Source organism: Arthrobacter bambusae, assembly GCF_022606295.1.
Lineage (GTDB): Bacteria > Actinomycetota > Actinomycetes > Actinomycetales > Micrococcaceae > Arthrobacter > Arthrobacter bambusae_A.
In genome coordinates, this window is sequence record NZ_JAHHZS010000034.1 from 15,501 (window position 1) to 29,309 (window position 13,809).

Consider the following 13,809-nt stretch of genomic DNA (forward strand, 5'->3'; position numbering starts at 1 on the left):
CACTCCATGAATTCCCAAACCAAGGATTCCCAGCCCAAACCCCTCTCCGTGGTCCTCGCCGGCGGCGGGACCGCCGGACACATCAGCCCGTTGCTCGCCATTGCCGACGCGATCACGTCGCTGCGGCCGGACGCCAGGATCCTTGCCGTCGGCACGCCCCACGGCATGGAAACGCGGCTCGTTCCGGCCGCCGGCTACGAGTTGGCAACGATCGATCGGGTTCCCTTTCCCCGGAAGCCTTCCGCGGATCTGCTCAAACTGCCCGGCAGGCTGGCGGCGGCGGTCAAGCAAGCCGGCCGAATCCTGGACGACGCACACGCCGACGTCCTCCTCGGCGTCGGCGGCTATGTCTGCACTCCCATGTACCTCGCGGCCTGGCGTCGCAGGATCCCCATCGTCATCCACGAGGCCAACACGCGCGCCGGGCTAGCCAACCGGGTGGGAGCCATGTTCACGAAGCATGTGGGGGTGGCCTTCCCCGAGACCCGGCTGCGGCATGCCCGCCACGTGGGGATGCCCATGCGCAAGGCCATCGCCGGTCTGGACCGTGAGGCCTGGCGTGCGGAGGCCAGACAGTCCCTGGGCCTGGACGCCGGACAGCCCGCACTCATCGTGACGGGTGGTTCTTCCGGTGCCCAGAGCATCAACCGCACCATCGCCGGCGCGGTCGCCGCTTTGGCGGAAGCCGGCATCCAGACGCTGCACATCACGGGCCGGGGCAAGGCGGTGACCAATGACGACGGCGCCCCCCTGGCGGCCGACGGCTACCACCAGGTGGAATACGTGGACGGCATGGAGAATGTCTACGCGGCAGCGGACGTCCTCCTTGCCCGGTCCGGCGCGGCAACGGTCAGTGAGGTGGCCGCCGTCGGGCTCCCCGCGGTATTCGTTCCGCTGCCCATCGGAAACGGCGAGCAGGCACTGAACGCCTCCGCCTTGGTCAAGGCCGGGGCGGCGCTTCTGGTCGACGACGGGGAACTGACCGCGGAATGGCTCAAAGCCGAGGTGATTCCTTTGCTCACGGATCAGGCCCGCCTCGAGGACATGGCCAGCAAGGCAAAAGGACTTGGCATCAGAAATGCTGATCAGCGGATGGCTGGTCTCGTCTTGGAAGCGGTAAGCGAATGACCCAGCCCCTCGCAGACATTGGCTCCCTTGGCCGGGTCCACTTCATCGGCATCGGCGGCGTGGGCATGTCAGCCGTCGCACGCATCATGGTGGCCCGGGGCGTACCCGTGAGCGGTTCGGACGCGAAGGACCTGCCCGTCATGCATGACCTCCGGTCCGCCGGGGCACGGATCGCAGTTGGCTACGCCGCGGAAAACCTTGGGGACGCACAGACCGTCGTCGCCGGTTCGGCCATCAAAGCCGACAACCCGGAACTGGAGGCGGCCCGGGCCGCCGGCCTGCCGGTGCTGCACCGTTCGGAAGCCCTCGCCGCAACCATGGGCACGGACCGGGTGGTGACCGTGGCCGGCACGCATGGCAAGTCCACCACGACGTCAATGGTGGCTGTCTTGCTCAAGGAAGCGGGCCTCGATCCCTCGTTCGCCATCGGCGCCAACGTACCCGCTCTCGGGGTGAACGCGGCGCACGGCACCTCGGACATCTTCGTTGCCGAAGCCGACGAATCGGACGGCTCCTTCCTGAACTACCGGCCCCTTATTGCCGTCGTCACCAACGTCGAAGCCGACCACCTGGACTACTACGGCACGCCGGAGGCGGTCCATGCCTCCTTCGATAGTTTCGCTGCGCTGTTGCCCGCCAACGGGGTCCTTTTTGCCTGCGCGGACGACGACGGTGCCCGGGCCCTTGCGGAACGGACCCGCGAGGCGGGCAATACCCGGGTGCTGAGCTACGGGACCTCGGAGGATGCCGATATCCGCCTCGACGACCGGGGACCCGGCGATGTCCGGGTCTCTATCGATGGACAGGAATACGCGCTTGACCTCCAAGTGCCCGGGCGGCACAACGCCTTGAACGCGGCGGCAGCGTTCGCCGTCGCCGCCGAGCTCGGCGTCGCGCCCGAAGCTGCCTCGGCCGCCCTTGGCCGTTTCACCGGAGCCTCGCGGCGATTCGAGTTCAAGGGGGAGGGGAGGGGCGTGCGTGTCTACGACGACTACGCCCACCACCCCACGGAGGTCCGGGCGGCCTTGGCGGCGGCCCGCTCGGTGGCAGGCGGCAACAAGGTGCATGTGCTTTTCCAGCCGCACCTGTTTTCGCGCACCCGCGAATTCGCGGAGCAGTTTGCGGAAGCGCTTGGCGAGGCGGACACCGCCCTCGTGCTGGACATCTATCCTGCCCGCGAGGATCCCATACCCGGAGTCACGAGTACCTTGATCACGGGCCGCCTGAAGAGTGGCAGGCTCGTGGCCGGCGGACAGGAAGCACTGGACGCGGTTCTCGCCGCGGCCGGCGAGGGCGACATCGTCCTGACCGTCGGAGCCGGCGACGTGACGGCCTACGGGCCCCGGATCGTGGAGTTGTTGGGTGGCTGACACCCGGAAACCCACTTTCAAGCCGCAGGCAGGCAAGCCCGGCGTCGTCAGTGCCGAACGCAGCCTCGACGATCCCGCCGGAGGCCCTTCGGAAGCCGCGGGCGTCAAGGACAGCAATGTGCTCGCCTTTCCGGAGCCCAAGGGACGCAAGCGGCGGCGGACGGTGCTCACGGTGCTGGCCATCGTCGTCGCGCTGGTCGCCGGAATCATCGTTGCGGCGGTCTATTCGCCGGTGTTCGCCGTGCGCACAGTGACTGTCGACGGCACCAAGCTGCTCCAGGCAGGGAGCGTCCAGAAGGCCCTTGAGCCGGTGAAGGGGAAACCCCTTCCGCAAATCAACGACGCCGACATCGCCGCGCTGCTCAAGCCCCTCGTCCAGGTTCGTTCCGTCAGCACCGAGGCCCGCCCGCCGTCGGAACTTTTGGTCCACGTCGTGGAGCGGGTGCCCGTGGCGCTAGTCAAGAGCGGTGACAACTATTCACTGGTTGACGTCGATGGCGTACAGCTTGGATCAACCGCGGATCCCGCATCGGTTGCCTTGCCCCTCATCGATGGGCAGGGAGCCAACCAGAGTCTCTTCAAGGCGATCACGGCTGTACTTGCGACGCTGCCGGCGGATGTTCTGGCGAAGATGGCCAGCGCGTCGGCCACCTCGCCGGACGCCGTCGAGCTCAAGCTGACGGACGGCAAGACTGTTGTCTGGGGGAATGCGGACGAGAAGGAGCTGAAGGCGCGCGTCCTCGAGGCGTTGCTCAAGGCTCCCGTCAATCCAAAAGTTCCTGTGAACGTTTACGATGTCAGCACGCCGAGGCATCCGTTTACCAAATAGGCCATTTCACGAAGTAATCTCGCCTGACGCACAGGGCTATTTTTCGGACTTTCACACGACACGCGGAGGCGGTCATTGAATGTCGGATTCATAGCCCATACCGTCACATAAGAGTTACTTGACATAACTATAACCTTCAACTAGAGGGTTAAGGTCCAAGAATTCAAGTTGGACTCGATCTGTTTCGCTATAGGACACAAGCAAGGGGCACGAAACGTGGCAGCACCGCAGAATTACTTGGCCGTCATCAAGGTCGTCGGCATCGGCGGCGGTGGCGTGAATGCAGTTAACCGAATGATCGAAGTCGGCCTCCGCGGCGTCGAGTTCATCGCCATCAACACCGATGCCCAGGCTCTCCTCATGAGCGACGCGGACGTCAAGCTTGACGTCGGACGCGAGCTCACGCGAGGCCTGGGAGCCGGCGCCAACCCCGACGTCGGTCGCCAGGCCGCCGAGGACCACGCCGACGAGATCGAAGAGGTCATCCGCGGAGCGGACATGGTGTTCGTCACCGCAGGCGAAGGCGGCGGAACCGGAACCGGCGGCGCCCCCGTCGTGGCCCGGATCGCCCGCTCGCTCGGTGCCCTGACCATCGGCGTCGTCACCCGGCCCTTCACCTTCGAAGGCCGCCGACGCGCCGGTTCGGCCGAGGCCGGAATCGACGCCCTGCGCGACGAAGTCGATACCCTCATCGTCATCCCGAACGACCGTCTGCTCTCCATCAGCGACCGTAACGTCTCCGTCCTGGACGCTTTCCGCTCCGCTGACCAAGTACTCCTGTCCGGTGTCCAGGGCATCACCGACCTCATCACCACTCCCGGCCTGATCAACCTTGACTTCGCCGACGTGAAGTCGGTCATGCAGGGTGCGGGCTCCGCGCTGATGGGCATCGGCTCGGCCCGCGGCGAGGACCGCGCGGTCAAGGCGGCAGAGCTCGCCATCGCTTCGCCGCTCCTGGAAGCGTCGATCGACGGTGCGCACGGCGTCCTGCTCTCCATCCAGGGCGGCTCCGACTTGGGTCTGTTCGAAATCAACGAGGCCGCGCGGCTCGTGCAGGAAGTGGCCCACCCCGAGGCCAACATCATCTTCGGTGCCGTCATCGACGACGCCCTGGGCGACGAAGCACGCGTCACGGTCATCGCCGCCGGTTTTGACGACCTCAAGGCGACGTCCCCGTCAATGAACCAGTCCGCTGCCCAGCAGCCCGGCCAGCACCAGGCCCCTGCGGCGCCGGACCGTCCCGCACCGTCAGCTGCCCCGGCCTATTCGGCGCCGCAGCACGTGTCCGCCGGCGTCGGGGCTTCGGGCTTGAGCAACTGGGGACAGCAGCGCCCGTCGGCCTTGCCCGCCGACTCGGGCTTCGACGTCGACCTCCCGGCCGTCGTCGAACCGGACCTTTCGGGAAGCCGCACCGACGACCTCGATGTTCCGGACTTCCTGAAGTAGCCAGTCCGTTCAAACCCACCCAGGAGAGTCAGCCAGTAGTGTTTTGGTGGCGAAAAGAAGTGCGACCGGGGATATCGGTCGCCTTCTCCGATGACGATGCGGGCAACCTTGCACTGCACGTGGCGGACAACCCTGACGATGTCATGGCGCGCCGGGCCCGGCTGGAAGCAGCAGCGGGGCTCGGCGAACGCCGTTTCCAATTCATGAACCAGGTCCACGGGAAAGCCGTCGAATTCATTTCCGCGCACGGGGACGGACCGACGGCCGACGCCATGGTGTCCAGGGGGCAGCCCCTCGCGGTGATGGTGGCCGACTGCGTCCCCATCGTCCTGTTGGGCGAAGTGCGCAACGAAGCCGACCCCGTCCTTGCGGTGGTCCACGCCGGGCGGCCCGGCGTTGCTGCGGATATCGTTTCCGCCACCGTGGTGGATATGCGACACCGCGGTGCCGCGACCATCAGCGCCTGGGTTGGACCTTCCATCTGCGGCGAATGCTACGAAGTTCCCGAGGAGCTGCGGTCCGAGGTAGCTGCCGCCGTCCCGGAAACCTGGTCGACAACCTCGTGGGGCAGTCCCGCGCTGGACCTGCCTGCCGGTGTGCGTGCCCAGCTGAAAGCCCTCGGCGTCACGGTCGAGTACTCGGGAGAGTGCACGCTGGAGACCGCGAAGCTTTACTCCTACCGGCGCAGTCAGCAGACTGGCCGCTTCGCAGGTTTGGTGTGGACCCATGAGTGAGGTTTTTCCAACGGCTGAAAGCAGGCCGGACGACTCGCGGACCGCTGAACTGCGCGAACGGCTCGCCGTGGTCCGCCGGCGGATATCCGCGGCAACCACCGCCGCCGGGCGAAGCGAAGAGCCGCAACTGATAGTCGTCAGCAAGTTCCATCCAGCGGCGGATGTAGCCCGGTTGGCGGCACTTGGCGTCACGGACGTCGGTGAAAACAGGGACCAGGAAGCATCCGCGAAGTTCGCCGAGCTGGCCGGACTCCCGGTGCGTTGGCACTTCATCGGTCAACTGCAAAGCAACAAGGCCAAGTCCGTGGCGAAATACGCGTTTTCCGTGCAGTCAATCGACCGCCCTCAACTCGCCGAGGCCTTGGCCAAGGCTGTCGCGCGGCAACAGTCCGAGACGGGCAGGCCGGACCTTGATTGCTACATCCAGGTCAATCTTGAGCACGACGGCGGCGCCCACCGCGGCGGCGCCGCCCCGTCCGACGTCGAACGCCTCGCCGGGTCCATCGCCACCGCTTCCGGTCTGCGCCTGGCCGGCGTGATGGCCGTCGCGCCGCTCGGAGCGCCCCCGGAGGCGGCGTTCGAGAAGCTCGCAGCCATTTCAACGGATCTGCGGAAGCTGCATCCGGACGCTGCGGGGATATCGGCCGGGATGAGCCAGGACCTCGAAGCTGCCGTGCAATTTGGCGCGACACACCTGCGAATTGGCTCGGATATTCTCGGTTCGCGTCCGCGGGTGGGGTAGCGTCAAAGTATTGGAAGCGACGGGCCGGGATTTCAGCTATGTCAAGTCATGGGCGGCCCGCCTACTGCAGACACGATAGGAGTCCAGCATGGCTGGCGCACTGCGCAAGACAATGGTTTATCTTGGGCTCGCCGATGGCGATGAACACTACGAGTCTGAGCAGCACGTGCAGCACACGGACGAAGACCGGTCTGTCGACCACAATCGTGAAGAGCGCCGCGCCCCTGCACCTGTACGTGAAGTAGTTCGTGAAGTCCCCCCTGTCGCCGAAGAGGAATACCGCGCACCCGTGACACCTATCAAGCGTGCGGCATCGAGCCGCGAAGACGCCTCCGGACTGAGGCAGATCACCACCGTCCACCCCCGCTCCTATAACGACGCCAAGATCATCGGCGAAAGTTTCCGGGACGGCATCCCCGTGATCATGAATGTCACCGACATGGGTGAGGGAGATGCCAAGCGCCTCGTTGACTTCTCCGCCGGGCTGGTCTTCGGACTCCATGGCAGCATCGAGCGCGTTACCAGCAAGGTTTTCCTGTTGTCGCCGTCGTACGTCGAAGTTCTTGGCGACGACAAGAAGGTCAGCGAAGCCCAAGCAACGTTCTTCAACCAGAGCTAGCACAGTCATCACGGATGCCAGGCAGAGCGATCTGCCTGGCATCTGTGTTGCAATAGAGGGACTGACCGAGAAAAGTGGCGAACTAGGAGATCTGAGCTAACCCGTGGGCATAGTTTTCGGCCTTTTGTACATTGCATTGCTGCTGTTCCTGGTCACCCTCATCATCAGGCTCGTTTTTGATCTGGTGCAGATGTTTGCGCGCCAGTGGCGCCCCCGTGGCGCCGCGCTGGTGGCCGCGCATGTGGTCTATTCGGTGACTGATCCGCCCCTGAAGCGGATCCGCCGGCTGATCCCGCCGCTGCAGCTTGGCGGGGTATCCCTTGACCTGGCATTTTTGATCGTGTTTATTGTCGTCAGCATCGCGATGGGATTCGTCTACTCGCTGGCGTAGCTCTTCCGCAGTCCATGTGCCGTCGATCTGTTTCCTTGGCGTGTGGACTGCAAATCCTCCGACCCAACACGATGGTGTTGAATTGGGGGAATCAGATGATATTTAGGTACCGTAGTTTTGAACGGCCGGAAGGCCTACTGACTAACTAGACCAACGAGGTGACCAGATGGCTTTGACGCCAGAAGACGTTGTCAACAAGCGCTTTCAGCCGACCAAGTTCCGCGAAGGCTACGACCAGGACGAGGTCGACGACTTCCTCGACGAAATCGTCGTCGAGCTGAGGCGCTTGAACCAGGAGAACGACGAGCTGCGCAAGAAGCTCGGCGAAGGCGGAAACGCGGTCCCGGCCAGCGCAGCATCGGCACCCGTGGTCGAGAAGGTGCCCGCGCCGGTGAAGGCCGACAAGGACGCCCAGGCCAAGGCGGAAGCCGAAGCCAAGGCTGCCGAAGCCGAGAAGAAGAAGGAGCCGGCCGTTGCCGCGGCTCCTGCCCCGGTCGCACCTTCGGCCGGTTCTCCTTCGGCTGAGTCCGCAGCCGGCCTGCTGGCCATGGCGCAGCAGATGCACGACAAGCACGTGGCCGATGGCGAGCAGCAGAAGGAAAAGATCATCGCCGAGGCGCAGATCGAAGCCTCCAGCCTTGTCAACGACGCCCAGGACAAGTCCCGCAAGATCCTCGGTGCCCTTGAGCAGCAGCGCAGCGTCCTCGAACGCAAGGTGGAGCAGCTCCGCGGCTTCGAGCGCGACTACCGCTCCCGCCTGAAGGCCTACATCGAAGGCCAGCTGCGTGACCTGGATGCCCGCGGCTCAGTTGCGGCCCCCGAGGTCGGCGAAGCCGCCGCAGAGGTCTAGCAAGTATTCTGAAAGCCGGTGGCTGGGGATTCCTCGGCCACCGGCTTTCTCCTGTTAAGGCGCCAGCAGCCACAGTTACCGAATGAAAGTACTATGAGCGACGAACAAACTGACGGCACCACGGAGCCGGTCCGCATCAAAGCCCACACGTGGCGTCCTGCACTGCTTTGGGTCTTTGCAGGCTTCGCCGTGTTCGCCTACGCCTTCGACCAACTGACCAAACTCTGGGTCACCAGCACCATGGTTGAAGGCGAGCGGATCCCCGTCCTTCCTCCGCTCCTGCATTGGTACTACATCCGAAACTCCGGTGCCGCGTTCTCCATCGGTGAAAACGTCACATGGGTGTTCACCATCGTGATGGCGGCCGTTTCAGTGGTGATCCTGTTCCAAGTGCGCCGGTTGGGCTCGGCCTGGTGGTCCCTGGCACTTGGCCTGCTGCTGGGCGGCGCACTCGGCAACCTGACAGATCGACTGTTCCGCGAACCCTCGTTTGCCATGGGCCACGTGGTGGACTTCATCCAGTTGCCCAACTTTGCCATCTTCAACATCGCCGACTCGGCAGTGGTTTCCGGCGTCGTGATCATCTGCCTGCTGACCATACGGGGGATCGGACTCGACGGTTCCCGTCATCACTCCGCCGATTCCGCGCCGGCAAAGTCCGGCCCGACGGAAGAAGAGGCTCCGGGCGATGTCTGAGCACTTCGTGGTGCCGGAAGAATTGGGCGGGGCCAGGGCCGACGCGGGCTTGGCGAAACTCATGGATATTTCCCGGTCCGCGGCTGCTTTGCTGATCGCCGAGGGCAACGTGACCGGCTCCGCCGGCACGGTGGGAAAATCGGCGAAGCTCGTTGCCGGTTCCGTGTTGGAAGTCACCGTTCCCGAACGCCGGGATCCCTTGGAAGTCGTGGAGGAAGTCGTGGAAGGCCTGAATATCCTGTTGGACGATGACGACTTTGTCGTCATCGACAAGCCTGTTGGCGTGGCTGCGCACCCGTCGCCGGGTTGGGTGGGCCCCACCGTGGTTGGCGGTCTCGCGGGTGCGGGATACCGGATTTCGACGTCCGGCGCGCCTGAGCGTGCCGGCATCGTCCATCGTCTCGACGTCGGAACCTCCGGCGTCATGATCGTGGCAAAGAGTGAACACGCGTACACGGTACTCAAGCGGGCCTTCAAGGAGCGCACCGTGGACAAGGTGTACCACGCAGTGGTCCAGGGGCTGCCGGACCCGCTCGCGGGCACCATCGACGCGCCCATCGGGCGCCACCCTGGGCATGACTGGCGATTTGCGGTGATCGAGGACGGCCGTCCCTCGGTGACGCACTACGAAGTTCTCGAGGCCTATGGCAAGGCCACCCTCGTGGAGATTCACCTCGAGACGGGCAGGACCCACCAGATCCGGGTCCACTTTTCGGCCCTCAGGCACCCCTGCGCGGGCGACCTGACCTATGGAGCCGACCCGCGATTGGCCGCCAATCTGGGACTTACCCGGCAGTGGCTGCACGCACGGCGGCTTGGCTTCAACCACCCCCGGACGGGCGAATGGGTGGAAGTCACCAGCGAGTATCCGGCGGACCTGCGGTACGCCCTGGAACTCCTTGAAAGCGGCAACGCGTAGCGCGATCCACGCTTCCAGCGCGCCACTCCACCTGCGGGATCCCTGCCGGTAGACTGTCGTGGTGACTTCCAGCAATGACTCGTTCGTCCATCTGCACACCCACACCGAATATTCCATGCTGGATGGTGCGGCCCGTCTCACCGAGCTGTTCGATGAGACCGAGCGGCTGGGGATGCCTGCGCTGGCGACCACGGACCACGGTTACCTGTTCGGGGCCTTCGATTTCTGGAAGAAGGCCACTGACAAAGGCATCAAGCCGATCATCGGCGTCGAAGCCTATGTCACCCCCGGCACGGCGCGCGGCGACAAGGAGCGCGTCCGTTGGGGCGAGGAGAGCCAGCGCAAGGATGACGTCTCCGGTGGTGGTTCCTACACCCATATGACGTTGTTGAGCTACAACAACGTCGGCATGCGCAATCTGTTCCGGGCATCCTCGATTGCTTCCCTCGACTCCGTGTTCGGTAAATGGCCACGCCTCGACCGGGAGTTGCTCAACACCTATTCCGAAGGCCTGATCGCCACCACCGGCTGCCCTTCCGGTGAAGTCCAGACCCGCCTTCGGCTGGGGCAATACCGGGAGGCGCTGGCCGCGGCTTCCGAATTCCGGGACATCTTCGGTGCGGAAAACTACTTCTGCGAACTGATGGACCACGGCCTGGACATCGAGCGGCGGGTCACTGGCGACCTGCTGCGTCTGGCGAAGGAACTGAAGCTTCCGCTCGTTGCCACCAATGACCTCCACTACACGCATGAGCATGACGCGAAGGCCCACGAGGCTTTGTTGGCGATCCAGTCGGGCTCCACGCTGCTTGAGCCCACCTATGACAACGGCGGCTCGCGATTCGCTTTCTCCGGCAGCGGCTACTACCTGAAGTCGCCGCAGGAGATGCGCGAGCTCTTCCGTGACCATCCTGAAGCCTGCGACAACACCCTGCTGATCGCAGAGCGCTGCGAAGTGTCCTTCAACACAGGCGCGAACTACATGCCGCGGTTCCCTTGTCCTCCCGGCGAGGACGAGACCTCCTGGCTCGTCAAGGAAGTGGCCACGGGACTCGATTACCGCTACCCGGATGGCGTCCCGGACAAGGTGCGCAAGCAAGCCGACTATGAGCTTGACGTCATCACGTCCATGGGCTTCCCCGGTTACTTCCTCGTGGTGGCCGACTTCATCAACTGGGCCAAGAACAACGGGATCCGGGTGGGTCCGGGCCGTGGCTCGGGTGCGGGCTCCATGGTGGCGTACGCCATGCGCATCACCGACCTTGACCCCCTGGCACACGGCCTGATCTTCGAGCGCTTCCTCAACCCGGACCGCGTGTCCATGCCCGACTTCGACGTCGACTTCGATGATCGGCGCCGCTCCGAGGTCATCGACTACGTCACCCGGAAGTACGGCGACGAGCGCGTGGCCATGATCGTCACCTACGGCACCATCAAGACCAAGCAGGCGCTCAAGGACTCCTCCCGCGTGCTCGGCTACCCGTTCAGCATGGGTGAGCAGCTCACCAAGGCCCTGCCGCCGGCGGTGATGGCCAAGGACATCCCGCTGGCGGACATCCAGAACCCGGAGGCCAAGCGCTATGGGGAGGCGGGAGACTTCCGCCAGCTCATCAGCACGGACCCGGAGGCCGCCAAGGTCTTCGAGACCGCGCTGGGCATCGAGGGGCTGAAGCGGCAGTGGGGTGTGCACGCTGCAGGCGTCATCATGTCCTCGGACCCCATCATCGACGTCATTCCTGTCATGCGCCGCATCCAGGACGGCCAGGTCATCACCCAGTTCGACTACCCGACGTCCGAAGGCCTTGGCCTGATCAAGATGGACTTCCTCGGCCTGAGGAACCTGACGATCATTTCCGACGCACTGGAAAACATCAAGATGAACCGCGGCATCGACCTGGATCTCGAGCACCTGGCGTTGGACGATCCGGCGTCGTACGAGTTGCTGGCGCGCGGCGACACGTTGGGCGTCTTCCAGCTCGACGGCGGGCCCATGCGGTCCCTGCTCAAGCTCATGAAGCCTGACAACTTCGAAGACATCTCCGCCGTATTGGCGCTGTACCGGCCCGGCCCCATGGGCGCCAACGCGCACACTGACTACGCGCTCCGCAAGAACAAGATCCAGGAGGTCATCCCGATCCATCCGGAACTCGAGGAACCCCTATCCGAAATCCTCGGCGGAACGTATGGCCTGATCGTGTACCAGGAGCAGGTCATGGCCGTAGCCCAGAAGCTTGCCGGCTACTCTCTGGGCCAGGCCGATATCCTCCGGCGCGCCATGGGCAAGAAGAAGAAATCCGAACTGGACAAGCAGTTCGCCGGCTTCTCCCAGGGCATGCAGGACAACGGCTACTCCATGGATGCCGTCAAGACCTTGTGGGACATCCTGCTCCCGTTCTCCGACTACGCCTTCAATAAGGCCCACTCCGCCGCATACGGGGTCATCTCCTACTGGACCGCGTACCTGAAGGCCCACTACGCTCCCGAATACATGGCGGCCCTGCTCACGTCCGTGGGCGACGACAAGGATAAATCGGCCATCTACCTCAATGAATGCCGGCGCATGGGCATTACGGTCCTGCCGCCGGACGTCAACGAGTCAAGCCTCAACTTCACCCCTGTGGGAACCGACATCCGCTTCGGGATGGGGGCCATCCGCAACGTCGGCGTCAACGTGGTGGAAGCCATGGTGGCCGCCCGGGGGAGCGAAGGCAATTACACCTCCTTCAAGGACTTCCTCATGAAGGTTCCGGCGGTCGTCTGCAACAAGCGCACCATCGAGTCCCTCATCAAGGCCGGCGCCTTCGACTCGCTTGGCCACCACCGCCGTGCATTGGCCATGGTCCACGAAGAAGCGATCGATTCCGTCATCACGCTCAAGCGCAATGAGGCGATCGGCCAGTTCGATCTCTTCGCCGGATTCGAGGACCAGGAGCCGCAAGCCTCCTTGAGTACCGAGATCCCGGACCTGCCGGAATGGGAGAAGAAGGACAAGCTCGCTTTCGAGCGGGACATGCTTGGGCTCTATGTCTCGGACCACCCCCTGCAAGGGCTTGAGGGCGTGCTGAGCCAGCATGCCGAGCAGTCGATCACCTCGATCCTGGGAGAAGACGGACCGCACGACGGCGCCATCGTCACCATCGCGGGCATGATCACCTCGCTCAGCCGCAGGATCGCCAAAGCAAGCGGCAACGCCTATGCGCGGGCCGAGATCGAAGACCTTGGTGCCTCCATCGAGGTCATGTTCTTCGGCCAGGTCTACGGCCCCATCGCTTCGGTCCTCGCGGAGGACCTGATCGTCGTGGTCAAGGGGCGCTTGCAGCGGCGCGACGACGGTGCGGTCACCTTGAACTGCATGGAGCTTTCGGTTCCGGACCTCAGCGAGGGTACCAACGGCCCGTTGGTCATCACGATGCCCACCTACAAGGCAACCGAGGCCGTCGTCACCGATCTTCGCGATGTCCTGACAACGCACCGGGGAAACTCCGAAGTCAGGCTCCACCTGCAGGGCGACTCCAAGGTCGAGGTCATGGGCCTGCCGGTGCACTTGCGCGTGAACCCCACACCGTCGCTTTTCGGCGACCTCAAGGTACTGCTCGGCCCGACCTGCCTGGACAGCTAACTAGATCTCATAGTCGAGCGGGACCGGCTGGCCGTAGGAGCCCGAGTGGTACAGCAGCGGGGTGTCATCCTCGCCGACAAGCCCATCGACAACCTCCACCACGACGATCGCGTTGTTTTCGAAGGACAGGCGCATCTGGATCTTGCCGATCAACCAGCCGGCCACGTTCTTCAGGATGGGGACATCGAAGGGGCCTGGTTCCCAGTGGTCGCCTTCAAACCGTTCCTGGGTGCGGGCGAAGCGGTCTGCGAGGGCCTGGTTCTCGAGGCCGAGCATGTGCAGTCCGATATACGTCGAATTCGCCACGGCCGGCCAGGAGCTGGAACTGCGGGACATGTTGAAGGTGAAGCGTGGCGGCTCGGCGGACAGCGAAGCCACGGACGTCGCGGTGAAGCCGAAAGGCTTGCCGTTGAGGTCGGCAGTGATGATGGCCACCCCGGCGGCATGCCGGCGGAACATTTGTTTG

General features: G+C 64.2%; 13 protein-coding genes. 12 read left to right on the forward strand and 1 reads right to left on the reverse strand.

Translation table 11 applies throughout. From position 1 onward, the window contains the following. The first annotated feature begins 6 nt into the window (after nucleotides 1-6). The 12 genes from murG to dnaE all read left to right on the forward strand — a co-directional run bounded on the left by murG (nucleotide 7) and on the right by dnaE (nucleotide 13,343). Entirely contained in the window at nucleotides 7-1,128 is a 1,122-nt protein-coding gene (gene murG, locus KNN17_RS18465) for an undecaprenyldiphospho-muramoylpentapeptide beta-N-acetylglucosaminyltransferase (protein WP_241710354.1), read from the forward strand. Next, a complete protein-coding gene (murC, locus tag KNN17_RS18470) occupies nucleotides 1,125-2,498 on the forward strand; it encodes a UDP-N-acetylmuramate--L-alanine ligase (protein WP_241710355.1) in 1,374 nt (457 codons plus the stop codon). Before murG ends, murC begins: the two co-directional genes overlap by 4 nt. Then, nucleotides 2,491-3,327: a cell division protein FtsQ/DivIB gene (locus KNN17_RS18475; protein ID WP_241710356.1), complete on the forward strand. Its 837-nt coding sequence runs from the start codon at nucleotides 2,491-2,493 to the stop codon at nucleotides 3,325-3,327. The genes murC and KNN17_RS18475 overlap by 8 nt, the downstream gene beginning before the upstream one ends. Before the next feature lie 216 nt (nucleotides 3,328-3,543). Beyond that, nucleotides 3,544-4,773: a cell division protein FtsZ gene (gene ftsZ, locus KNN17_RS18480; protein WP_241710357.1), complete on the forward strand. Its 1,230-nt coding sequence runs from the start codon at nucleotides 3,544-3,546 to the stop codon at nucleotides 4,771-4,773. A 38-nt stretch (nucleotides 4,774-4,811) separates the two neighbouring features. Next, nucleotides 4,812-5,507, forward strand: coding sequence for a polyphenol oxidase family protein (locus tag KNN17_RS18485; RefSeq protein WP_241710358.1), 696 nt, complete (start codon nucleotides 4,812-4,814; stop codon nucleotides 5,505-5,507). Further along, nucleotides 5,500-6,249: a YggS family pyridoxal phosphate-dependent enzyme gene (locus tag KNN17_RS18490; RefSeq protein WP_241710359.1), complete on the forward strand. Its 750-nt coding sequence runs from the start codon at nucleotides 5,500-5,502 to the stop codon at nucleotides 6,247-6,249. Before KNN17_RS18485 ends, KNN17_RS18490 begins: the two co-directional genes overlap by 8 nt. 88 nt (nucleotides 6,250-6,337) lie before the next feature. After that, nucleotides 6,338-6,868 carry a cell division protein SepF gene (locus KNN17_RS18495; protein ID WP_078105563.1) on the forward strand — a complete coding sequence of 177 codons (531 nt, stop codon included), beginning with the start codon at nucleotides 6,338-6,340 and terminating at the stop codon, nucleotides 6,866-6,868. A 103-nt stretch (nucleotides 6,869-6,971) separates the two neighbouring features. After that, nucleotides 6,972-7,259 (forward strand): YggT family protein, encoded by a 288-nt coding sequence (locus KNN17_RS18500; RefSeq protein WP_078105562.1) that lies wholly within the window; start codon nucleotides 6,972-6,974, stop codon nucleotides 7,257-7,259. Nucleotides 7,260-7,425: 166 nt separating this feature from the next. Further along, complete coding sequence (locus KNN17_RS18505; RefSeq protein WP_241710360.1) at nucleotides 7,426-8,109, forward strand: DivIVA domain-containing protein; 684 nt, start codon at nucleotides 7,426-7,428, stop codon at nucleotides 8,107-8,109. A 93-nt stretch (nucleotides 8,110-8,202) separates the two neighbouring features. Further along, entirely contained in the window at nucleotides 8,203-8,805 is a 603-nt protein-coding gene (gene lspA, locus KNN17_RS18510; protein ID WP_241710361.1) for a signal peptidase II, read from the forward strand. Continuing rightward, entirely contained in the window at nucleotides 8,798-9,724 is a 927-nt protein-coding gene (locus tag KNN17_RS18515; RefSeq protein ID WP_241710362.1) for an RluA family pseudouridine synthase, read from the forward strand. Before lspA ends, KNN17_RS18515 begins: the two co-directional genes overlap by 8 nt. Before the next feature lie 61 nt (nucleotides 9,725-9,785). Further along, nucleotides 9,786-13,343 carry a DNA polymerase III subunit alpha gene (gene dnaE / locus KNN17_RS18520; RefSeq protein WP_241710363.1) on the forward strand — a complete coding sequence of 1,186 codons (3,558 nt, stop codon included), beginning with the start codon at nucleotides 9,786-9,788 and terminating at the stop codon, nucleotides 13,341-13,343. Here the strand turns inward: dnaE and KNN17_RS18525 are convergent, their stop codons facing one another. Then, nucleotides 13,344-13,802, reverse strand: a complete 459-nt coding sequence (locus tag KNN17_RS18525) for a flavin reductase family protein (protein WP_113990687.1) — start codon at nucleotides 13,800-13,802, stop codon at nucleotides 13,344-13,346. Nucleotides 13,803-13,809: the final 7 nt, after the last annotated feature.

Bases quoted from the DNA above. Each gene is read 5' to 3' on its own strand.
- murG (WP_241710354.1), top strand. From the start codon at position 7: ATGAATTCCCAAACCAAGGATTCCCAGCCCAAACCCCTCTCCGTGGTC.
- KNN17_RS18505 (WP_241710360.1), top strand. From the start codon at position 7,426: ATGGCTTTGACGCCAGAAGACGTTGTCAACAAGCGCTTTCAGCCGACC.
- murC (WP_241710355.1), top strand. From the start codon at position 1,125: ATGACCCAGCCCCTCGCAGACATTGGCTCCCTTGGCCGGGTCCACTTC.
- KNN17_RS18490 (WP_241710359.1), top strand. From the start codon at position 5,500: ATGAGTGAGGTTTTTCCAACGGCTGAAAGCAGGCCGGACGACTCGCGG.
- lspA (WP_241710361.1), top strand. From the start codon at position 8,203: ATGAGCGACGAACAAACTGACGGCACCACGGAGCCGGTCCGCATCAAA.
- KNN17_RS18525 (WP_113990687.1), bottom strand. From the start codon at position 13,802: ATGTTCCGCCGGCATGCCGCCGGGGTGGCCATCATCACTGCCGACCTC.
- KNN17_RS18515 (WP_241710362.1), top strand. From the start codon at position 8,798: ATGTCTGAGCACTTCGTGGTGCCGGAAGAATTGGGCGGGGCCAGGGCC.
- KNN17_RS18495 (WP_078105563.1), top strand. From the start codon at position 6,338: ATGGCTGGCGCACTGCGCAAGACAATGGTTTATCTTGGGCTCGCCGAT.